Consider the following 20,847-nt stretch of genomic DNA (forward strand, 5'->3'; position numbering starts at 1 on the left):
CCTGTGCTCTATCCTGCTGAGCTACGCGGACACACAGCCTGTTTCTAACCGAGCACGGAGATTCGGGCAAGCGCCCCCGAAGGGAAAGGGGACGACGCGTCAGCGCTCGCGGCGCAGCATCGTCGCGGTCGCGGCCAGGCGCGCGATGTGACGGCGGCACAGCGCGAGGTCCGGCGCACCGGTCTGCTTGCACTCTTTCTCCAGCGCCTGGGTCTGCTCGGCGGCGTCCATCAGGCGTTCTTCCGTCCACAGCGACAGGGCCTGGCCAAAGGATTCAGTCCGCTTGAAGAAAACCGGCGGGCGCAGTCCGCGCATGGCATCCGCCCGGCTTTGCCCCGAATCCATCGCGATTCGCGCCCGGCGCAGCCGGTGCAGATGCGACAGCAGCGCCCGCGCGACGGCAATCGGGCTGGTGCCCTCGGCCAAAGCCCGCTCGATGGCGGTATCCGCGCCGGCCCGATCGCCGACAGTGGCGGCAAAGGCCGCGTCTTCCAGCGATACGCCGGCGGCATCGCCGATGCAGGTGCGGACATCATCCAGCGTCAGATGCCCGCCCCGACCGGCATAGAGAGCCAGTTTCTCGACCTCACCGCGCATCGCGGCACGATCGGGACCCAGCAGGCCGGCGAACCAGGACAGCGCATCGGCGTCGATGCGGATGTCCTCTTCCCCCAGGCTCTGGCGGATCGTGCCCTCCAGGGCCCGCCCTTCCTCCGGGTAGCAGCCGATCGCGGCGCAATCGACCTGCGCTTCGGCCAGGGCACGCAGGCGCGAGCGGCTGGCGAGGCCGGGCGCTTCGATGATGACCAGCGTGTCGGAATTGCGGGCCAGGCTTGCCTTCAGCGGCGCCGTCAGGCTGTCGCCGCCGTCACGCACCCACACGACCCGTCGCCCGCCGCTGAGGGAAAGCGCGAAAATCTCCTCTTCCAGCCGATCCGCCGCCTCGCGATCCAGCACCGCGACGCGGAACGGATCGTCCAGTTGCGGCGCGATGGCGGTGGCGGCCAGGCGCGCGCGCTCGCGGATCAGGCCGCTATCCTCGCCATGCAGAAGGATGGCCCGCAGCGTACCGGGGTCGCGCAGGATGCGGGCGACCGAGCGGGCATCGACCTTCACTGGTTGTTGACTGTTCCGTTGCCCGGCTCGCTTCCCGCCGTGCCGGAAGGATCGGGGGAGGAACGGCCGATCGCCATGCCGGGCAGGCCGTCCTCACCGACCGACTGGCGCGGGATTTCGGTGCTGGAATTGGGCATGACGTTCGGGTCGACATAGGTAGCCTGCGGCATCACCGTTCGCTGGGCAGGCGCGGCGCGGGTCCTGAACCAGATCGCGAGCTGCTGGGTAATGCGCTCGGCGACAGCCTGCGCGACCCGACGCGCGAGAGCCGCCTGATTCAGGTTCTGGGCGAAATATTGCTCGAACGTCTCGTTCTCGCCATCCATGACCTGCGTGTCGCCCTGCGTCACCAGCACCGGGGTCGGTGCGACGGTATAGAGCATCCAGTGCGCATGGGCCGTGGCCCGGGTGCGGCCGGTCGTGTTGTCCGAATGGATGTCGATCGCCTCGTTCATCACATAGGAACTGACGCGCAGCGTATAGCCGGTCGGGTCTTCCTGCTCGGCCCCGGCCAGGTTCTGTTGCAGGAACAGCCGCAATTCCTGCCCGTACCGTTCCGGAATGCTGGCCACGTAGATCTGGCGCAACTGGTCGGGGATCGTCCCGCCCGCGGCAGTACTGCCCGCGGGCGATCCGTAAAGGGGCTGGAAGCCGCACCCGCCCAGCATCGTCACCATGGCCACCAGCACCGCCCGGCGGAGCGGACGATACGAACGGGGCGCGTCGGAGTGGGGCAGGTGCGGCATGCGATCAGCCCGCAATCACGAAATTGACGATGCGGTTGGGCACATGGATGCGCTTGACGATGCGCTTGCCCTCCAGCAGGCGCGCCACATTGGGCTCGTTTTCCGCCAGGGCGATCACCGTTTCGGCCGGCGCGTCGGGCGGCGCGGCCACCGTGCCGCGCAGCTTGCCCATGATCTGGACCGCGATGGTCAGCTCGCGCGCCACCAGCAGCTCGGGCTCGGCCACCGGCCAGGGGCGATCGACGGCCGGCGCCTGGCCCGGTTCCAGCAGGGCCAGCATGTCTTCCGCCTGATGGGGAACCATCGGGGCGGCCAGCAGGCACAGGGCGAGCGCGGCCTCGCGCCGCGCATGGTCCATGCCGGCATCGGCCGACGCACGCTCGGCTTCCGCCAGGGCGGAGGTCAGCTCGTGCAGGCGGGCCACCGCGACATTGATCGCGAAGCTTTCCAGCGCCTCGCTCACGGCCGCGATGGCGCGGTGGGTGGCACGGCGCAGCGTATCGGCGGCTTCGGACGGCGCGGTCTCGGCAGGCGCGGCGGCCGGGACGGTCTCGGCCACCGTCCGCACCACGCGGTAGAGCCGTTGCAGGAAGCGCGCGGCGCCGGCAACGCCGGCCTCGGTCCATTCCATGTCGCGCTCCGGCGGGCTGTCCGACAGCACGAACCAGCGCGCGGTATCGGCACCGAACCGCTCGATGATCGCCACCGGCGCCACGGTGTTGCGCTTGGATTTGGACATTTTCTCGACCCGGCCGATCGTCACCGGGGCACCGGTCTCACGATGCACCGCGCCGTCGCCGCGCCGCTCGACTTCCTCCGGGTACAGCCACAGCCCGTCTGCGTCGCGGTAGCTCTCGTGATTGACCATGCCCTGCGTGAACAGCCCGTCGAACGGCTCGTCCAGCCCCAGATGCCCGGTCTCGCGCATCGCCCGGGTAAAGAAGCGCGCATAGAGCAGATGCAGGATCGCATGCTCGATCCCGCCGATATACTGATCGACCGGCAGCCAGCCATTGGCGGCCGGAAGGACGGTCGGCTCGGCGGCATGCGGGGCGGTGAAGCGGGCGAAATACCACGAACTGTCGACGAACGTGTCGAACGTGTCGGTCTCGCGCGTCGCATCCGCGCCGCAGCGCGGACAGGCCACATGCTTCCAGGTCGGATGGTGGTCCAGCGGATTGCCCGGTCGGTCGAACGTCACATCCTCGGGCAGCGTGACGGGCAACTGGTCGTCGGGCACCGGAACCGGGCCGCAGGCGGCGCAATGGATGACCGGGATCGGGCAGCCCCAGTAGCGCTGGCGCGAGATGCCCCAGTCGCGCAGGCGCCAGTTTTCCACGCCCCGGCCGATGCCCATCCCTTCCAGGCGGCTGATGGCCTCTGCCCGGGCGGCCCTGGTGTCCAGACCGTCCAGGAAGCCGGAATTGATCAGCGTGCCGTCACCGTCCCACGCCTTGGCGGTAATGGCGAAGGTCGAGGCATCCTCGCCCGCCGGCAGGATGACCGGACGGAAGGGCAGGTGATAGGCATTGGCGAAATCCAGGTCGCGCTGGTCGCCGCACGGGCAGCCGAAGATGGCGCCGGTGCCGTACTCCATCAGCACGAAATTGGCGATCCAGACCGGAAAGCTCTGATCGGGCATGAAGGGATGCGACACGCGCAGGCCGGTGTCGAAACCGCGCTTCTCGGCCTTCTCGATCGCCTCCTCGGAGGTACCCAGGCGGCGGCATTCGGCGATGAAGGCGGCGGCCTCGGGATTGTTTTCCGCGACCTTCGCGGCCAGCGGATGGTCGGCCGCAACCGCCAGGAACGCCATGCCGAACAGCGTGTCGGGCCGGGTGGTATAGACATCGACCGAATCCAGATCGGTGTCGAACCCCTCGGGCGGCGTATGCAGCGCAAAGCGCACGCGCGCACCGACCGAGCGGCCGATCCAGCGTTCCTGCATGATGCGGACCCGCTCAGGCCAGCGCGGCAGGTGCGACAGGCCCTCCAGCAGCTCAGGGGCGAACTTGGTGATGCGCAGGAACCACTGCGACAGTTTCTTCTTCTCGATCAGCGCGCCCGACCGCCAGCCGCGCCCGTCCACCACCTGCTCGTTCGCCAGCACGGTGTGGTCCACCGGGTCCCAGTTGACCCAGCTCTCACGCCGCTCGACCAGATCGCCCCGGAGCATGTCCAGGAACAGCTTCTGCTGCTTGCCGTAATATTCGGGCAGGCAGGTCGCGATCTCGCGGTCCCAGTTGAACGAGAAGCCCAGCCGCTTGAGCGTGCCGCGCATGGCGGCGATATTGTCCAGCGTCCAGGCCTGCGGATGCACGCCCCGTTCCCGCGCCGCGTTTTCCGCCGGCAGGCCGAACGCGTCCCACCCCATCGGGTGCAGCACCGAAAACCCCCTGGCCCGCTTGTAGCGCGCCACCACGTCGCCCAGCGTGTAGTTGCGGACATGGCCCATATGGAGCTGCCCCGACGGATAGGGGAACATCTCCAGCACGTAATATTTCGGGCGATCGGCCGGCGGTACGTCGGGCACGTCGAAGGCGCCCGCCCGCTCCCACTCGGCCTGCCAGCGCGGTTCGGCCGTGCGGAAATCGTAGGAAGCGGGGGTCATTTCAGTCATGGCAGGGTCCAGGAGCATGGGCCGGAGCGTCGCGGTCTGTCACGACCGGCCGATACGAAGAAGGGATGCCGGGCCGCAGCCCGGCATCGTCCCCGGCGCGGTGCGCCGGGGGGAGGGGCTTACTTGCCGCCGCCACTGTCGGCGCGAAGCTGCCGCGCCCGGGTCAGGATTCGGGTCGTGATGTCCGACACCGTGTTCGGGGCGACCGGGGTATCGACCCACTGCCCGTCGGTCAGCGCCTGGCGGAAGACGGACACGCGCAGCGCGTCCGAGCGCAGGTTGCGCGACAGGACATAGGCCGTGATCTTGAAACGCTCGTTCCTGGTCGCCGGCGGCGTGTACCAGTCGGTCAGGATCACGCCGCCGATCGCGTCGGCCGAGGCAAAGGGCATGAAGGACAGCGTGTCGATCGCACCGCGCCACAGATAGGCGTTCACGCCGCTCTTGCCGATCTGGTCGTCACCGCCGCTGGCGGACCGATCCTCGGTGATCAGGTGATTCTGCGGCATCGCCAGCCCCGCATCGGCGCGGCGGTGCGACGAGGAACAAGCGGTCAGGCCCAGGAGCGACGACAGCGCCAGCCCGCCCAGCAGGCGGGCCGATGGCGAAAGACGGTGAATGGCGAATGGCGGTCGAACGGTCATGTTGCCCCTGTGGTCCCCTCGGGTCTGGCCCCGCTGATGGATCGGCGGCCGTGGCCTGTCCTGCCCGTCCGGGGCCTGCGGTCGGGCCTCGGTTCAGCCGGTTTCACTGCCATCTTCATATCCCGGCCCGCCATCCCCGCCAAGCCGGCCGGTGATTTTCTCCGTGCCGCCCGCGACGGCGATCGGTACCGGGGCACGAATGGGGGCGGCGATGGCGATCCCAAGCCTTGCCTTCCCTGTGCCCGGCGGTTTGAAAATGGCCATCATACGGGGCCGCGCGAGGAGTCGCCGCGCGACGGGACGAAAGATCGGAGGGGCGGCGTGGCAGGCATTGCGGGCAGGCGGACATGGCGGCGGTCCCCTGGGCGGCTCCACGGGCAATGGCGGCGCGTGGCCTCTCTGGCGGTCCTGTCGCTGCTGGCGGCCCCGCATGCCGGCGCGGCCGACCGGCCGGCGCGGGGCACGCTCCTGGCGGCCCGCCTGACCCAGGCCGAGAAACTGATGCTGGTCCGGGCGGATGTCGTGCCCGCGCCCGCGCCAGCCGAAGGCGTGTCGATCGTAACCCTGCCCGGCATCCCGCGCGCCGGTCTGCCGGCCCTGCGCATGGCCATGGTGGATGGCGAGGCGGGCCAGTCCTCCCCGCTGGCGCTGATGGCGACCTGGGACCGCGATCTGGCCCGGCGGGCGGGGCAGGCCCAGGCCCGCGCAATCCGGGCCGGCGGGCGCGCGCTCGCGGCGGTCGGCGGAATTGGCCCGCTGCCGGCGGGGCGGGCCTATGATGGCGAGGACCCGCTGCTGGCCGGCCGGATGATGGGCGAGGTCGCATCCGGGCTGATCTCGGGCCATGTGCTGCCGCTGTTCGGCGGCCGTGGCCGGCCCGGCGCCGACGGCATGTCCGAGGACCGCATGCTGGCGCTGTCCATCGCGCTGGGGCAGGCCAGGGGGGCGGGCATGCTCTGCCGGGTCGCCACCGTGGGGCTCCGGCCGTGCGGGGGCCTGGACGGCATGGAGCGCACGCTCCGCGATGGATGGCGCTATGGCGGCATGATCGCCCTGCTGGCGGACCATGCGACGCCGGACGATCCGCCGGCCCGTCGCCATGCCCTGCTTTCGGCACTGGCGGCCGGCGTCGACGTGGAGGGCGAGCCCGGACCCGCCGACACGGGTTTGTTCGGCGCCACCCTGCGGCAGGCGGTGACGAAGGGCGGCTTCGTGCCGCCCGTCCGGCTGGATCGCATGGCTGCCCATGTCATGCAGTCGATGGACGAAGCCGGGGTGACCGAGCATCCGCCTCCCTTCGGCGCGCTGCGCGCGCCCACCTCCTACCGCGACCCGCTGGCGGAAGAGATGGTGGCCGAGGGGGCGGTCCTGCTGCGGAATGAAAACGCGGTCCTGCCGCTGGCCGGCACCCCAGCCGAGCCGATCCTCGTCCTGGGCGCGGGGGCGGCCCGTACGGCGGCGCGGGCGGTAATCGATGCCCTGAGCCGCACGGGACGGACCGTGCGACTGGCCGATGCGCCCGAAAACGGGCCGCTGCCGCCCGATATCGCGCAGGCCAGCCATATCGTGATCCTCTCCGCCGGCCCCGAGGACGACCGGCTGATCGGCGCGGTGGCCGATAATGGGGGGCACGTGGTCGTCGTCCTGCTGTCGGACGATCCCGACCGGCGCATGCCCTGGCTGGATCTGGTCGACGGGCTTGTGCAGGCCTGGTCATGGCGCGACGGCGGCGAGGATGTCCTGGCGGAGCTGCTGATCGGGCAGCGCGATTTCTCCGGGCGGCTGCCGGTGACCTTTACCGGCGGCATGGCGCCGCCCCAGGAGCATCTGGCGGGCTACAAGGCGTTCGACCGGGCGCATGTCGCGCCGCTGTTTCCATTCGGATACGGGCTGTCGGCCCGCGCGCGTTTTACCTATGGCGACCTGAAGGCGACGCGGGACGGGTCTCGGCTGCTGGTCGCCTTCAGCGTGACCAATCGCGGCGCCGCGCCCGGGCGCGACGTGCCGCAGATCTATCTGGACCTGCCGGAAGGAAGCGGCGGGGCACCCAAGCGGCTGGTCGGCTGGCGCCCCGTACAGCTCGCCCCCGGACAGACCACGCATCTCACCCTGGCGGTCGATGCACGGATGCTGGGGCGATGGAATCCGGCCACGCTGGAATGGATGGTGCCCGCCGGCGATTACGGCGTGTCGCTCGGCGGCCATTCCGCCAATCTGGTCCGGCAGGTGATGATCCACCTGCCGGACCTGCACGCCCCCGGCGCGTTGCCGGATGGTGACAACGGATAGAAACCTTCACGGCGGACGCTCAGGGCGGCGGTTCGCCTTCCTGCGGCGTAAAGCCCAGATGGGTGATCAGGTCGCGCGTCGCTTCCGCCGCTGCCAGCACGGCATCGCGGTCCAGGCCCTTGCTGACCAGGGCGACGCCCCGTCGTCCATCCGGCCGCCGGAACGGATAGGACCCGATATCGAGGTCCGGATGATGGTCCTGAATCTCGGACAGGCCGGCGGCCAGCGTGCCCTCATACAGGTCCAGCGCGTACCAGCTGCGCGAGGTCACGGGTGTGCCGCGCGGCAGGCTGGGGGCCAGGGAATCGAACATCGCCTGCATGATCCGCGGCACGCCGGCCAGCACATGGACATTGCCGATGCTGAAGCCCGGCGCGATCGAGACGCTGTTGGTGATGGGGGTCGCCCCCTGTGGCAGGGTGGCCATGCGCTGGCGGGCGGCATTGAATTCGCCCGGGGCGAAATGGGCTTCCAGCGCGCGGAAGGTTTCGGGGTGAATGGTCCACGGCACGCCAAACGCCTCGGCCACGCAGGGCGCGGTGATGTCGTCATGGGTCGGGCCGATGCCGCCGGTGGTGAACACCATGTCGAATCGGGCCCGCACGTCGCACAGCGTGGTCACGATAATTTCGCGGCGGTCGGGGATGATCCGCACTTCGGACAGCGTGATCCCCAGTTCGGACAGGCGTCGCGCGATATATTGCACGTTGACGTCCTGCGTCCGGCCCGAAAGAATCTCGTTGCCGATGACGAGAATGCAGGCTGTCGGGTTCATGGCGGCAGGTCTCTGTCCGATGGCATGGACCATCATTATGGGCCCGGAATCCGCTTCCGGCCAGACGGGAGGAATGGGCGATGAGGGAAGGACCGATGTGCGGCGTGCCGCGCTGCGTGTGGGAGCTTCCAGCCATGCTGGGCGAAGGCCCCGTCTGGTCGGAAGCCGAGCAGGCCCTGTATTTCGTCGATATCGTCGGAAAGGCGATCCACCGCTACCGGCCGGAAAGCGGGGAGCGGACATCCTGGGCCGCGCCGGACCGGCCGGGCTTCCTGGTACCGCTGGCCGACGGCACCTTCCTGTGCGGGCTGCGTGACGGGCTGCACCGGTTTTCGCCCGCCACCGGCCGGTTCGGCCTGGACCTGCCGGTCGAGCCCGACCAGCCCGGCAACCGGATCAATGACGGCCATGTGGACCGGTTCGGCCGCCTCTGGTTCGGCACCATGCATGACGCGGAAACCGACCCGACCGGCTCGCTCTATTCCGTCCGCCAGGATCGCGGCGCGCTGTCGATCCGGCGCGAGGATACGGGCTACGTCGTCAGCAACGGCCCGGCCCTCTCTCCCGACGGGCGCACGCTCTATCACAACCATTCGCCCGCCCGGACCGTCTACGCGTTCGATGTGGCGCCCGACGGCAGCCTGTCGAACCGGCGGGTCTTCGCCATCCTGCGCGACGGCTATCCCGACGGCATCGCGGTAGACAGCGCGGGCTTCCTGTGGATCGGCGTGTGGGATGGCGGCCGGATCGAGCGCCTGGCCCCCGACGGCACGAAGGTCGAACCCATTCCCATGCCGGCCCGCAACGTCACCAAGGTGGCCTTCGGCGGCGCCGATTACCGCACCGTCTTCGTCACCACCGCCCGCAAGGGCCTGTCGGCGCAGCAGCTCGCGGACCAGCCCCTCAGCGGCAGCCTGTTCGCCTTCGGCACCAGCATCGCCGGGCAGAAACAGGCCACCTTCACGCTCGACACCCCGTTCGCGCTGTAGGGGCAGGTTTGAAAGTCGCCTGCGGCTAAGCGCGGCTTTGCAACCGTCTCTCAGACCAGATCGCGCAGTAACGGCACCAGCGGCAGATCGGCCTCGGGCATCGGATAAGCCGACAGATCCTCCCCCCGAACCCACGCCAGGGTCTGGCCCTCACGCGGGCGCGGAACGTTCTTCCAGCGCCGGCAGACATAAACGGGCATTAGCAGGTGAAAATGCCCGTAATCGTGCGACACGAAGGTGTAGGGTGCGAGGCACGAACGGCTGACGTCCAGCCCCAGCTCCTCGTCCAGTTCGCGGATCAGCGCCGCTTCGGGCGTTTCGCCGGCCTCGACCTTGCCGCCGGGGAACTCCCACAGACCGGCCATCGGCTTGCCTTCCGGCCGCCGGGCCAGGAGGATGCGCCCGTCGGTATCGATCAGCGCGACGGCGGCCACCAGTACCACGCGCTTCCGTTCCGCCGCCAGGGTGGAAGAACCCGCCGATGGCGCATTCATCGCCATGTCCGCCCGCGTCGCTTCGAACAGCAGGACCGGATGCTCGCCGCCGCGCGAGACGAATTCCTGGTGCCCGGTGCCCGTTTCGCGAAAACCCAGCCGGCGCAGCACGGCGATCGAAGCCGGATTGTCATGCGCGACGGCAGCCGCGACGCGGTCCACCGGCATGTTGGCCAGCGCCCAGCGCGTGATCCGCCCCACTGCGCTGGTGGCGACCTTGCGGTTCCAGTAGGGGCGGCCGACCCAGTATCCCACGGTCGCCGAACGGCGCCCGCGATCGACCTGCAGGCCGATGCAGCCGATCAGCGAATCGGGCGTCTCCGATTCGGGGTGGGTAATGGCGAAATGATAGGCTGCCCCCCGCCGCGACAGATCGGCGGTCGAGGCGATCCACTCATCCGTCAGCCCCCGCGGATAGGGAAACGGGACACGGCTGAGCATCCGGATGACGCTCCAGTCATTGACCAGCCGGTGCATCGCACCCGCGTCCGAGGACAGGAGGGCCCGCAGCCGGAAGGGCCCGGCCTGCAGGGTGGTATCCGTCCGTTCGTCGCTCATGGATGTGACGACACCCTCAACCGGCGGTGGGGGCGCGGATGCCGCATTCGGCCAGAAGCTGACGCAGGTCGCGGATCACCGGGAACACTTCCTGGTTGTGATCGCCACCCAGCTCGTTCCAGGCATTCTGCTCCAGTTCCACGATCTCGCGATCCTCGCGGAAGATCCGCTCGGTAAAGGCGACCAGGAACGGCCATGCCAGGTCCAGCACGCCCGGCAGCTTGGGGCGCTTGATCGACAGCAGCCCGAAGACGCGGTTGGTCAACTGCTCCTCGTCCTGCGGAACGTAGGCGATCCACAGATCCATCACCGCCTCGCCGCCGGTCGGCTCGATCTTCAGCGTCTGGTACGGATATTCGGTACGGATCGTCATGACGTCGCGATGGGCGAATTTCGCGCTGTTGTCGCGCTTCTGCCCGAATACCAGCGCCTCGCCGATCGGCTGCTTGCCGCCGGTGCGGGCAAAGGTATAGCGCGCCTCGATCATGCCGGGCCCGCGATCCTGGCCCAGGAAGCGGGGCTTCATCTGGCCCATCTGCTTCATGTGCATGAACTGATGGTTCATATCCATCAGGTTCTCATGCATGAAGCTGTAGTGGCATTTCACATGCCGGCCGAAGCGCCTGGTCTTGTATTCGGGATTGGCGACCTGCGACAGCTTGGGCAGCGGCACGGACCCGGCCTTCTCGGCATCACCGGGAAAGACGAAGATCAGCCCGTCCTGTTCGCGGCAGGGATAGGTGCGCACGCCATTGGGCAGCTTGCCCTTGCCCAGATAGGGCACGTCGATGCAGCGGCCCGACCGGCCATACGCCCAGCCATGATAGCAGCATTGCACCGCCTGGCCCTTCACGGTGCCCTTGCTCAGCGGCACCTGCCGGTGGGCGCAGCGATCCTCCAGCGCAAAGACCTCGCCTTCGACGGGGCGGACCAGCGCGATCGGCAGGCCCGCATAGCGGGTGCCGATCGTCTTGCCGGCCTTGAGTTCGTGCGACCAGGCCACGGGGTACCAGAAATCGGGATCACAGCGAATGCGTCGCAGGTCCTCTCCCAGGGTCAGGGCGGGGCGGGGCATGCTGTCCGTCGAAAAGATCTGGTTCATCGTCTCTCTATATGCATATGCTCGGTCGCCTGCTTCTGTCCGGCGGGCCGTGCGGTACCAGGACATAAGCCGCACACATTAAAGAGGCATCTCATCGTGTCGTGCAATTGATAACGCGTATCAATGTTTCGGAACGATGCCGGCCCGGTTTCCCCCTCCTGCCGGCATGGCGGAGGGCATCAAGATATCAGGGATGGAATCGGTCGCCGGCCTTGATCCGGATCAAGGACATGTCGATTCCCCAACGTGCGGCGCGGTGGCGAGTTCGGCGGTCAGGTCCTCGACGAACTGCCAGGCGACACGGCCGGACCGCCCGCCCCGGGTGACGGACCACGCATTGGCGCGCCGGGCCAGATCCTCGTCTCCGATCGCCAGGTCGCGGGCTCTTGCATAGGTCCGCACCATGTCCAGGAAGATATCCTGGGCGCAGTTGTGAAAGCCGATCCACAGCCCGAACCGGTCGGACAGCGAGACCTTCTCCTCGACCGCCTCGGACGGGTTGATGGCGGTCGAGCGCTCATTGTCGATCATGTCGCGGGGCATCAGGTGCCGCCGGTTGGAGGTCGCGTAGAACAGCACGTTCTCCGGCCGGCCGGAAATGCCGCCATCCAGCACCGATTTCAGGGCCTTGTAGTCGGCATCCTCGCTCTCGAACGACAGATCGTCGCAGAAGACGATGAAGCGGCGCGGGCTGGTCCGCAGCAGGGCCAGCAGGTCGGGCAGGGTGGCGAGGTCCTCGCGCTGGATCTCGATCAGCACCAGCCGGCCCGCGCCCGGTTCGGCCGGCGTGCCATCGATCTGGTTGGCCTGGGCATGGGCGGCCTTGACCAGCGATGACTTGCCCATGCCGCGCGCCCCCCACAGCATGACGTTGTTGGCCGGCAGGCCACGGGCGAAATGCAGCGTATTGTCCAGCACCAGCCGGCTCTGGATCTCGACACCGCGCAGCAGGCCGATATCGACATGCGCCACATGGGCCACCGGCGCCAGCCGCCCCTGGGCGGGATGCCAGACGAAGGCATCGGCCGCATCGAGGCCCGCCAGGCTCGGCGGCGGCGGGGACAGCCGCTCCAGCGCCTGGGCGATACGGTCGAGAACGGGCAGCAGAGGGTGGGACTCCATCGTCGGTCCTGTGGCTGGGTGGCTGGGAAAAGCGCCGCTACCGGCGAACCGACGCCTTGACGGGAAACGGACGAAAACTATGGTCCACTGCCTCAGCCCGCAACCCACTAAATGACGGCCGGAAACGCGACATGACCTCAGTTTCGGATTTCCTTGTAACCCCGGCATACGCCCAGACCGCCGGAGGCGAGGGAGGATTCCTGAGCGCCGGCGGCCTGATGTCGATCCTGCCCTATGTCGCGATGTTCGCGATCTTCTACTTCCTCCTGATCCGCCCGCAGCAGCAGAAGCAGAAGCAGCTCCGCGCCCAGCTCGCGGCGCTGCGCCGTGGCGACCGGGTACTGACGGCCGGCGGCATCGTCGGCGTCGTGCAGAAGGTGCGCGACGATTCGAACGAGCTTGAGGTCGAGATCGCCCCCAACGTGCGGGTGACGGTCCTGCGCGAGACCCTGACCTCGGTGGTCACCAGCACCGCCAAGCCGGCCAACGACGCCGCCCCCAAGGCCGGCTGAAGAGCCTGACCGAACATGCGCGCCGGCGGCGATCCGGCGCGCATGTCCTGCGCTCCGGTGCTCTCGGCCATCAGGGCCGCTCTCGCTCGCCAGCCCACATGGTCGGTCAGGCTCTGGGCGTACCTCCTCGGCACGGACGGCGAACCGGCGGCGTCGACCGCCGTTATGTCCGTTCGGGGGAGGGGGAATGACGCTGTACGGAGAACTCGACGCGATGAAGGCCGGGCGCTTCGCGGCCACCAGTGCACCGGGCCGGGCCGGCGTGGCCTCGGGCCTCGCGGCGGTGGCCGGCCTGATGTTCGGCCTCGATATCGGCGTCATTTCCGGCGCCCTCGCCCCGATCGCGCGGGAATTCCACGCCAATCGTCTCCTGCAGGAATGGATCGTCGCAGCCATGATGCTGGGCGCTGCGCTGGGCGTGCCCATTGCGGCGCGCCTCTCCTTCGGCTGGGGGCGCAAGCACACGCTCTTCATCGGCGCGGTCCTGTTCGTGGCGGGGTCGCTGTTCTGCGCCATGGCCGGATCGGTGGGGATGCTGATCGCGGGACGGGTGATGATGGGGCTGGCGGTCGGCATTTCGACCTTCACCGCGCCGCTCTATATCGCCGAGATCGCCGATCCCCCGCACCGGGGCGCCATGGTGTCGATCTATCAGCTCATGATCACCCTCGGCATCATGGCGGCCTTCGTCTCGAACGCGCTGTTTTCCTATTTCGATACCTGGCGCTGGATGCTGGGGATCGTGGCGTTTCCCGGCATCGTCTTCATGATCGGCGTCGCCTTCCTGCCGTCCAGCCCCCGCTGGCTGATGATGCGCGGCAAGCGCGAGGCGGCGCGGCGCACGCTGCAGGACCTGCGCGGCCAGGGGCACAGCGTGGCCCGCGAACTGCGCGAGATCGACGCCCGCCTGCATGTCCGCACGTCGGGCTGGGCGCTGCTGCGCGCGGACCGGAATTTCCGCCGCTCGGTCTTGCTGGGGGTGACGCTGCAACTCGTCCAGCAATTCACCGGCATGAACGTGGTCATGTATTACGCGCCGCGCATCCTCGGGCTGGCCGGTTTCATCGACCATGCCCGGCTGTGGGGCACCGTCAGCGTGGGGGCGGTGAACGTGGCCGCCACCTTCCTGGCGATCGGGCTGGTCGATCGCTGGGGCCGCCGGCCCCTGCTGATCTGCGGGCTGGTCGTGATGAGCATCGGCATGGTGCTGCTCGGCCTTTCGCCCTCCGCCGAGGTGCGGGAGGCGACGGCGCAGGCGCTGACCATCGGCGGAATGGTCTGCTTCGTTTCGGGGTTCGCGTTTTCGGCCGGGCCGATCGTCTGGGTGCTGTGCGCGGAAATCCAGCCGCTTCAGGGCCGGGAATTCGGCGTCGGCTGTTCCACCGCGGCCAACTGGATCGCCAACATGATCGTGGGCGTATCGTTCCTCACCCTGGTGGACCGGCTGGGCCTGTCCGGCACCTTCTGGCTCTATGCGGGGCTGAATGCGCTGTTCGTGGTGCTGGTCGCGCTGTTCGTGCCCGAGACGAAGGACCTGACGCTGGAGCGGATCGAGCGTGACCTCACCGCCGGCGTGCGCCTGCGCGATATCGGGCGCGGGCCCCGGTAACAGGCGGCCCGACATGAAAAACCCGGCCCCAAGGGGGCCGGGCATTCCAGAACCTGCGCTGCCGTCGGCCGATCAGGCGGCCTTGAGCTGCGCCTCGGCGAACTCGTAGTTCGCCAGCTTGTCCAGATAGTTGGTCACATAGTCGGGGCGACGGTTGCGGAAGTCGAGATAGTAGGAATGCTCCCACACATCCAGGCCCAGCAGCACCTTGCCCTGGCCTTCGGCCAGCGGGTTGGAGCCGTTGGCGCTCTTGGTCACCTTGAGCTTGCCGTCGGAACCCAGGACCAGCCACGCCCAGCCCGAACCGAACTGCGACGTCGCCGCCGCCTTGAAATCGGTCTTGAACGTGTCGACGCTGCCGAAATCCTCGGTGATCTTGGCCGCCAGCGCGTCGGGGATCACACCGCCGGTCGGCGACAGGTTCTGCCAGAACAGGATATGGTTCCAATGCTGGCCGGCATTGTTGAACACCGGCGCCAGGGCCGCATCGCCCTTGACCGCCAGGATGATCTCTTCCAGCGACTTGCCCTGCAGTTCGGGCTTGGCCTCGACGAAGCCGTTCAGCGCGGTGACATAGGCCTGATGGTGCTTGCCGTGATGCAGCTCCAGCGTTTCCTGGCACATGCCGCGCGCCGCCAGCGCGTTGGTCTGGAACGGAAGAGTGGGCAATTCGAAAGCCATGGACGTTCTCCTTGGAATTGCAGCGGCGGAAACGCCGCCCGTCAGAGCTATGAGGGCGGGGAAGGGGCGTCAAGTGACGGAACAGGGACGGCCGACCCGCCGGCCGAAACTCTTGCGCCACGCCGTCGCGCGCGGCAAGTCGTTGTCATGACAATCGCTGCCAGGCCAGCCCCCCCCGAAAGACGCGCCGCCGGAGCCGGAGTTTCCCCCGGCGCGGCAGCCGCCCGTCGGGCCGATCCCGACCGCTTCCTGTGCGCCCTGTTCCTGCCGCAGGCAGCGCGCGAGGACGCCTTCACGCTGATCGCGTTCAATCACGAAACCGTTCGCGCCCTGGGCGGCATGCAGTCCCGCGCGGTCGCGGGGCCGATGGCGGGGCTGATTCGCCTGCAATGGTGGCGCGAGATCGTCGAGGGCGCGGGCCACCCGCACGCGGTCGCCGGGCCGCTGCGCGCGCTGATCGCGACCGGCAGGGTAAAGGTGGAAACGCTGCTGGGCATTCTGGACGCGCGTGAGGCCGAACTGGACGGGCTGGCGGACTGGCCCGCCTGGCGCGCCGCGATGCTTGGCGGTGCCGGCGGCGTGCAGGTCGCGATCGCCCAGGCGGCCGGCGTGACCGACCCCGATCTGCTGAAAGCCGTCGAATCGCACGGTGCCGCCTATGGCGCGGGCGGCTTGGTGCGGCATCTGGAGATGGTGCTGGCCGGTGGCCGATGCCCGGTGCCGGACTCCGCACTGGCCGAAGCCAGCCTGTCGGGCGACGCGATTCGCGACGGCGCGACGCTGACGCCGGACATCCTGCGGGGCCTGCGCGCCGCCCTGTGCCGCGAAGGCGCGGCTTTCCTGGCCGAGGCCGGGCGCCCGCGCCTGCCGCGCGCGGCCCGCGCGGCGGCACTGCCCGGCATCCTGGCCCGGCGGGACCTGGCCCGGGGGGCCGCCGACGCGCCGGTCGGATTCGCACCCCGCGGCCTGGGCGACCGGCTGGCGGTGATGGCCGCGATGGCGTTCGGCTGACCCGGCCGTCCGGCCGGGCCCCCAGTACGTCTTACGGCGTGCGTCTTACGGCGTGTTGGCCACCGTGCCTTCCAGCACGGCGAACAGCGCGGAATAATCGTCGTCCGGGTGCAGCCGCCGCGTCAGGGACAGCAACTGGGTGGTGGCGGCCATGGTCGGCACCGGGGCCGCCACGCGGGCAGCGGCGTCCAGCAGCAGCCGCATGTCCTTCTGCATCAGGCGGGTCGGGAATTGCGGCCGGAAATCGCCGGTCCGCGCCGCCTTCAGCTTGCGCTTGTGGTGGGGCGAGATCACCGCGACCGAATCCAGGGCCTCGAACAGCATGTCGCGCTCCAGCCCGGCGGCCAGTCCGTAGCACATGCCCTCGGCAACCGCCGCCAGGCCCACGCCCATGATGCCGTTGATCACCAGCTTCAGCTTCGAGCCGCTGCCCGCCGGCCCGGCATGGATCGTCGTCTTGCCGATAATGTCGAAGATCGGCTGGGCCCGCGCGACGCTCTGCGCGTCCCCGCCGACCAGCACCACCAGCGCCCCGGCATCGGCCTCGGGCGTGCTGCCGGATACCGGGGCATCCAGCGCGGCGATCCCGCGTTCCCCGGCGGCGGCGGCCAGCGCCAGCGACGCCTCGGGCGATACCGAACTGGTGTTGATCAGCAATTGTCCCGCCGCCATGCCCGCCAGCGCGCCATCCGGCCCGTACGCGGCACTGGCCAGCGCCTCGTCGTCCGGGACGCAGAGAATGACGGTCCCCCCGGCCGCTTCGGCCAGCAGGCGCGGCGAGGGCAGGAAGCGCGTATCGCCGTCGCCGCCCTTGCCGGAAGGGGTGTAGGCCACGATCTGGTATCCTGCGGCCTGGAGATTGCGGCCCATGCGGCTGGCCATGGCGCCGAAGCCGACAAAGCCGACAGTGCCGGCCGTGCCGTGCTCAGAGGAATCGGGCATGATGCTGCTCCTTTTCTTTTCCGTCCCGTTTCCGGCAGGGTGCCGGACGATCCCGGCGGTGTCACCTCCCCCAGGCGGCCCGCCGGCCCGGCCCCGCCCCGCTCCAGAAGGCGTCCAGCATGCGTGTCTTCCGCTACCCTTCTCCGCCATCCTCCTCCATCACGCCGCACGCTCTCTGGCTGTCGCGGCGCGACCTGCTGGCGGCGGGTGCCGCCGCCGGCCTCCTCGGCGGCATCCTGCCCTCCCGCTCGGCCAGGGCGGTGGATCTGGCGGCGCAGCCTGGCCCCCTGTCGGGCGAGGGGCTGAAGCCCACACCGCTGCGCGATGTGACGCACTACAATAATTTCTACGAATTCGGGCTGGAGAAGACCGACCCCGCCGAGCGCTCGGGCGACTTCCATCCGCGTCCATGGACCGTGCGGGTCGAAGGCATGGTGGCCAGGCCGCGCACCTATGACATCGACGCGCTGCTGGGGCGCAAGCTGGAAGAGCGGATCTATCGCATGCGCTGTGTCGAGGCGTGGTCGATGGTCATTCCGTGGATCGGATTCGCGCTGCGCGATTTGCTGGCCGAGGTCGAACCGCTGGGCAGCGCGAAATATGTCGCCTTCGAATCGGTGGTGCGCCCGTCGGAAATGCCGGGACAGGGCGGCGTGCTGCCGGTACTGGACTGGCCCTATGTCGAGGGGCTGCGCCTGGACGAGGCCATGCATCCGCTGACGATCCTGGCCGTCGGCCTGTACGGCCAGACGCTGCCCAACCAGAACGGCGCGCCGGTGCGGCTGGTCGTGCCGTGGAAATACGGGTTCAAGGGCATCAAGTCGATCGTGCGCATCCGGCTGACCGACCGGCAGCCCCATACCTCGTGGAATGTCCGCGCACCCGACGAATACGGGTTCTACGCCAACGTCAATCCCGCCGTGGACCACCCGCGCTGGAGCCAGGCGAGCGAGCGGCCGATCGGTGCCGGCGGCGGGTTTTTCGGTGCCGGGCGTCAGCCGACCCTGCCGTTCAACGGCTATGGCGAGCAGGTGGCGGGCCTGTATGCCGGCATGGACCTGCGGCGCGACTTCTGATGGCAGCGCGGCGCGTGCGATCGGCCGGCCCGATCCGGCTGGCGCTGTATGGCATCGGGCTGACGCCGGCGGTGGTCTCGTTCGTCCTGGGGGCGACGAACCGGCTGGGGGCCGATCCGGTCAATACGTTCGAGCGCACGCTGGGCCTGTGGGCCCTGCGGTTCCTGATCCTGTCGCTGTGCATCACGCCGCTGCGGGACCTGGCCGGGGTCAATCTGCTCCGCTACCGGCGGGCGGTGGGGCTGCTGGCCTTCTGGTATGCGCTGTTCCACCTGTCGGCCTATGTGGCGCTCGACCAGGGGTTCGACCTGCACACCCTGCTGGCCGACGTGACCATGCGGCCCTTCATCATCCTCGGCATGGTCGCCTTCACCATCCTGTCCGCGCTGGCCGCCACGTCCAATGGCTGGGCCATCCGCAGGCTGGGGCGGCGCTGGAAGGCGCTGCATCGCTGGGTCTATGCCGCCGCGATCTGCGCCGCCATCCATTTCATCCTGTCTTTCAAGGTCATACGGGTCGAAACGCTGCTCTATGGCCTGGTCGTGGCCGCCCTGCTGGCTTTCCGGGTCTATCGGGTCATGCCCCGCCGCGTGAAAACGCCGTCAGTCTGAGCGTCCCGCATTGCGGCGGGCGGTTCCCTTGCCATGATGCGGGAAAAGCCTGACAGTCATGCGGTAATGGAATGGACAGAAGCGCCACTCCGACGGGGAAGTCCGAAAAATGGAAGAAATAAAAAGGAAGAGGCGGAATCTGTATTCATTCGCCGCTTGCCGTGGCGGGCAAGGCGGGTCAGGATCGGCTCGCGCAGAGATGATGCCTCGGAAAACCGGTTCAGATGGCAAGAGGTTGAGGCGTTCCGGTGGACCGGACCGGGTGATGGCTGTGCGATACCGTATGTGCGATGTGCGGACTGTCCGCGACGGTACGGCCCGCATGGCACCTGGTTCAGGTTCGTCCGGTTCATGGACGATCACCCTTTCCCGCCTTCGGTCCGCCGCGATGGGACCGGCGGCCCAGACCGTATTCACAGGCCTCGGCCTGCGCGCCTCGTTCCGGAGAATGTCATGACCTCGCATACGACCCGAACCGAATCCGCCTATGACGTCGTCCTGATCGGCGGGGGGGTCATGAGCGCGACGTTGGGCGCGCTTCTCAAGCTTCTGCAGCCGGACTGGTCGATCGGCATGTTCGGGCGGCTGGACGACGTGGCGAAGGAGAGTTCCAACGCCTGGAACAATGCCGGCACGGGCCATTCCGCGCTGTGCGAGCTGAATTACACGCCGTCGCGCGCCGACGGCACGATCGACATTTCCAAGGCCGTCGGCGTGAACGAGGCCTTCCAGCTTTCGCGCCAGTTCTGGGCCTATCTGGTCGAGTCGGGCGTGATCGCCTCGCCCCGCGCGTTCCTCAACCCGATTCCGCACATGAGTTTCGTCTGGGGCGACGAGAATTGCGATTACCTGCGCCGCCGCTACGAAGCATTGAAGGATCACCCGCTGTTCAGCGGCATGCGCTTCTCGACCGACCCGGCACAGCTCGCGCAGTGGATGCCGCTGGTGATGGAGGGCCGCACGGCCGGCCCCAAGCTGGCCGCGACCTGGATCGCGTCGGGGACCGACGTGAATTTCGGTGCGCTGACGCATCTGCTGGTGAATTTCCTGTCGGGTCAGCCGGGTTTCGACCTGAAACTGTCGCATGAGGTCGAGGACCTGAAGCAGGACGCCTCCGGCGCCTGGCGCGTTTCGGTGCGCGACCTCACGACGAACGCCACCGTGCCGGTGGCCGCGCGCTTCGTCTTCATCGGCGCCGGCGGCGGCGCGCTGCCGCTGCTGCAGAAGACCGGCATCCCCGAATCGAAGGGGGTCGGCGGCTTCCCGGTCAGCGGGCAGTTCCTGCGCTGCACCAACCCCGATATCGTCGCCCGTCACCATGCCAAGGTCTACGGCAAGGCATCGGTCGGCGCGCCGCCCATGTCGGTGCCGCATCTGGATACCCGCGTGATCGACGGCAGGGAGGGGCTGCTGTTCGGCCCCTATGCCGGCTTCTCGACCAAGTTCCTGAAGCAGGGGTCGCTGTGGGACCTGCCGAAATCGATTCGCATGGACAATCTGGGCGCCATGCTGGCCGTGGCCCGCGACAATATGCCGCTGACCCGCTACCTGGTGCAGCAGGTCCTGCAATCCAACGAGACGCGCCTGAATGCGCTGCGCGACTTCGTCCCGAACGCCCGGGCCGAGGATTGGGAACTGATCACCGCCGGCCAGCGCGTGCAGGTGATCAAGAAGGACGAAAAGAAAGGCGGGGTCCTGCAATTCGGCACCGAAGTCATCACCGGCGCCAACGGCACGGTCGCGGCGCTGCTGGGGGCCTCGCCGGGGGCTTCGACCGCCGTGTCGATCATGCTGACCGTCATCCGCAAATGCTTTGCCGGCGAGCTGCCGCGCTGGGACGCGAAGCTGAAGGAAATGATCCCGTCCTATGGCGGCCCGCTGGCCGACCGGCCCGAATTGTGCGCCCATGTGCATGACTGGACGACGCGGGCCCTGCAACTCGAGGGCTGA

18 protein-coding genes are annotated in these 20,847 nt (G+C 68.6%); 8 read left to right on the forward strand and 10 right to left on the reverse strand.

Annotated elements, in window-relative coordinates; translation table 11 throughout:
• Positions 1-99: 99 nt before the first annotated feature.
• The 4 genes from holA to HLH36_RS08455 all read right to left on the reverse strand — a co-directional run bounded on the left by holA (position 100) and on the right by HLH36_RS08455 (position 5,126).
• On the reverse strand, positions 100-1,116 hold the full coding sequence (gene holA / locus HLH36_RS08440; protein WP_182985942.1) for a DNA polymerase III subunit delta: 1,017 nt from the start codon (positions 1,114-1,116) through the stop codon (positions 100-102).
• The gene (locus HLH36_RS08445) at positions 1,113-1,862 is read right to left on the reverse strand and encodes an LPS assembly lipoprotein LptE (protein WP_182985943.1); all 750 of its coding nucleotides are present in this window, start codon (positions 1,860-1,862) and stop codon (positions 1,113-1,115) included. The genes holA and HLH36_RS08445 overlap by 4 nt, the downstream gene beginning before the upstream one ends.
• A gap of 4 nt (positions 1,863-1,866) precedes the next feature.
• Positions 1,867-4,482, reverse strand: coding sequence for a leucine--tRNA ligase (leuS, locus tag HLH36_RS08450; RefSeq protein ID WP_182985944.1), 2,616 nt, complete (start codon positions 4,480-4,482; stop codon positions 1,867-1,869).
• A 119-nt stretch (positions 4,483-4,601) separates the two neighbouring features.
• Positions 4,602-5,126 carry a DUF3576 domain-containing protein gene (locus HLH36_RS08455; RefSeq protein WP_182985945.1) on the reverse strand — a complete coding sequence of 175 codons (525 nt, stop codon included), beginning with the start codon at positions 5,124-5,126 and terminating at the stop codon, positions 4,602-4,604.
• Between the two features lie 390 nt (positions 5,127-5,516).
• Between HLH36_RS08455 and HLH36_RS08460 the strand changes: the two genes are divergently transcribed.
• Complete coding sequence (locus tag HLH36_RS08460; protein WP_338030419.1) at positions 5,517-7,415, forward strand: glycoside hydrolase family 3 C-terminal domain-containing protein; 1,899 nt, start codon at positions 5,517-5,519, stop codon at positions 7,413-7,415.
• Between the two features lie 19 nt (positions 7,416-7,434).
• Here the strand turns inward: HLH36_RS08460 and HLH36_RS08465 are convergent, their stop codons facing one another.
• Positions 7,435-8,190, reverse strand: coding sequence for a competence/damage-inducible protein A (locus HLH36_RS08465; RefSeq protein ID WP_182985946.1), 756 nt, complete (start codon positions 8,188-8,190; stop codon positions 7,435-7,437).
• 80 nt (positions 8,191-8,270) lie between these two features.
• Here HLH36_RS08465 and HLH36_RS08470 point away from each other — a divergent pair, with 80 nt between their 5' ends.
• Entirely contained in the window at positions 8,271-9,179 is a 909-nt protein-coding gene (locus tag HLH36_RS08470; protein WP_182985947.1) for an SMP-30/gluconolactonase/LRE family protein, read from the forward strand.
• 50 nt (positions 9,180-9,229) lie between these two features.
• Here the strand turns inward: HLH36_RS08470 and HLH36_RS20055 are convergent, their stop codons facing one another.
• The 3 genes from HLH36_RS20055 to HLH36_RS08485 all read right to left on the reverse strand — a co-directional run bounded on the left by HLH36_RS20055 (position 9,230) and on the right by HLH36_RS08485 (position 12,455).
• Positions 9,230-10,231 (reverse strand): bifunctional GNAT family N-acetyltransferase/(deoxy)nucleoside triphosphate pyrophosphohydrolase, encoded by a 1,002-nt coding sequence (locus tag HLH36_RS20055; RefSeq protein ID WP_182985948.1) that lies wholly within the window; start codon positions 10,229-10,231, stop codon positions 9,230-9,232.
• Between the two features lie 16 nt (positions 10,232-10,247).
• A complete protein-coding gene (locus tag HLH36_RS08480) occupies positions 10,248-11,333 on the reverse strand; it encodes an aromatic ring-hydroxylating oxygenase subunit alpha (protein WP_182985949.1) in 1,086 nt (361 codons plus the stop codon).
• A gap of 222 nt (positions 11,334-11,555) precedes the next feature.
• Positions 11,556-12,455: an ATP-binding protein gene (locus HLH36_RS08485; protein WP_182985950.1), complete on the reverse strand. Its 900-nt coding sequence runs from the start codon at positions 12,453-12,455 to the stop codon at positions 11,556-11,558.
• A gap of 131 nt (positions 12,456-12,586) precedes the next feature.
• On the opposite strand from HLH36_RS08485, the gene yajC reads away from it, so the two are divergent.
• Positions 12,587-12,967 (forward strand): preprotein translocase subunit YajC, encoded by a 381-nt coding sequence (gene yajC, locus HLH36_RS08490; protein ID WP_182985951.1) that lies wholly within the window; start codon positions 12,587-12,589, stop codon positions 12,965-12,967.
• A 187-nt stretch (positions 12,968-13,154) separates the two neighbouring features.
• Positions 13,155-14,576 carry a sugar porter family MFS transporter gene (locus tag HLH36_RS08495; RefSeq protein ID WP_246376582.1) on the forward strand — a complete coding sequence of 474 codons (1,422 nt, stop codon included), beginning with the start codon at positions 13,155-13,157 and terminating at the stop codon, positions 14,574-14,576.
• A 72-nt stretch (positions 14,577-14,648) separates the two neighbouring features.
• Here HLH36_RS08495 and HLH36_RS08500 read toward each other — a convergent pair whose 3' ends face one another.
• Positions 14,649-15,257 (reverse strand): superoxide dismutase, encoded by a 609-nt coding sequence (locus tag HLH36_RS08500; protein WP_182985952.1) that lies wholly within the window; start codon positions 15,255-15,257, stop codon positions 14,649-14,651.
• A 147-nt stretch (positions 15,258-15,404) separates the two neighbouring features.
• Here HLH36_RS08500 and HLH36_RS08505 point away from each other — a divergent pair, with 147 nt between their 5' ends.
• Positions 15,405-16,268 (forward strand): squalene/phytoene synthase family protein, encoded by an 864-nt coding sequence (locus tag HLH36_RS08505; protein WP_182985953.1) that lies wholly within the window; start codon positions 15,405-15,407, stop codon positions 16,266-16,268.
• A 45-nt stretch (positions 16,269-16,313) separates the two neighbouring features.
• On the opposite strand, the gene HLH36_RS08510 is transcribed toward HLH36_RS08505, so the two are convergent.
• A complete protein-coding gene (locus tag HLH36_RS08510) occupies positions 16,314-17,210 on the reverse strand; it encodes an NAD(P)-dependent oxidoreductase (protein ID WP_182985954.1) in 897 nt (298 codons plus the stop codon).
• Between the two features lie 119 nt (positions 17,211-17,329).
• Between HLH36_RS08510 and msrP the strand changes: the two genes are divergently transcribed.
• The 3 genes from msrP to HLH36_RS08525 all read left to right on the forward strand — a co-directional run bounded on the left by msrP (position 17,330) and on the right by HLH36_RS08525 (position 20,847).
• On the forward strand, positions 17,330-18,286 hold the full coding sequence (gene msrP / locus HLH36_RS08515) for a protein-methionine-sulfoxide reductase catalytic subunit MsrP (RefSeq protein WP_182985955.1): 957 nt from the start codon (positions 17,330-17,332) through the stop codon (positions 18,284-18,286).
• Entirely contained in the window at positions 18,286-18,897 is a 612-nt protein-coding gene (msrQ, locus tag HLH36_RS08520) for a protein-methionine-sulfoxide reductase heme-binding subunit MsrQ (protein ID WP_182985956.1), read from the forward strand. Before msrP ends, msrQ begins: the two co-directional genes overlap by 1 nt.
• A gap of 453 nt (positions 18,898-19,350) precedes the next feature.
• Positions 19,351-20,847, forward strand: coding sequence for a malate:quinone oxidoreductase (locus tag HLH36_RS08525; protein ID WP_182985957.1), 1,497 nt, complete (start codon positions 19,351-19,353; stop codon positions 20,845-20,847).

The sequence above is a fragment of the Gluconacetobacter aggeris genome (assembly GCF_014174395.1).
Classification (GTDB): Bacteria; Pseudomonadota; Alphaproteobacteria; order Acetobacterales; family Acetobacteraceae; genus Gluconacetobacter; species Gluconacetobacter aggeris.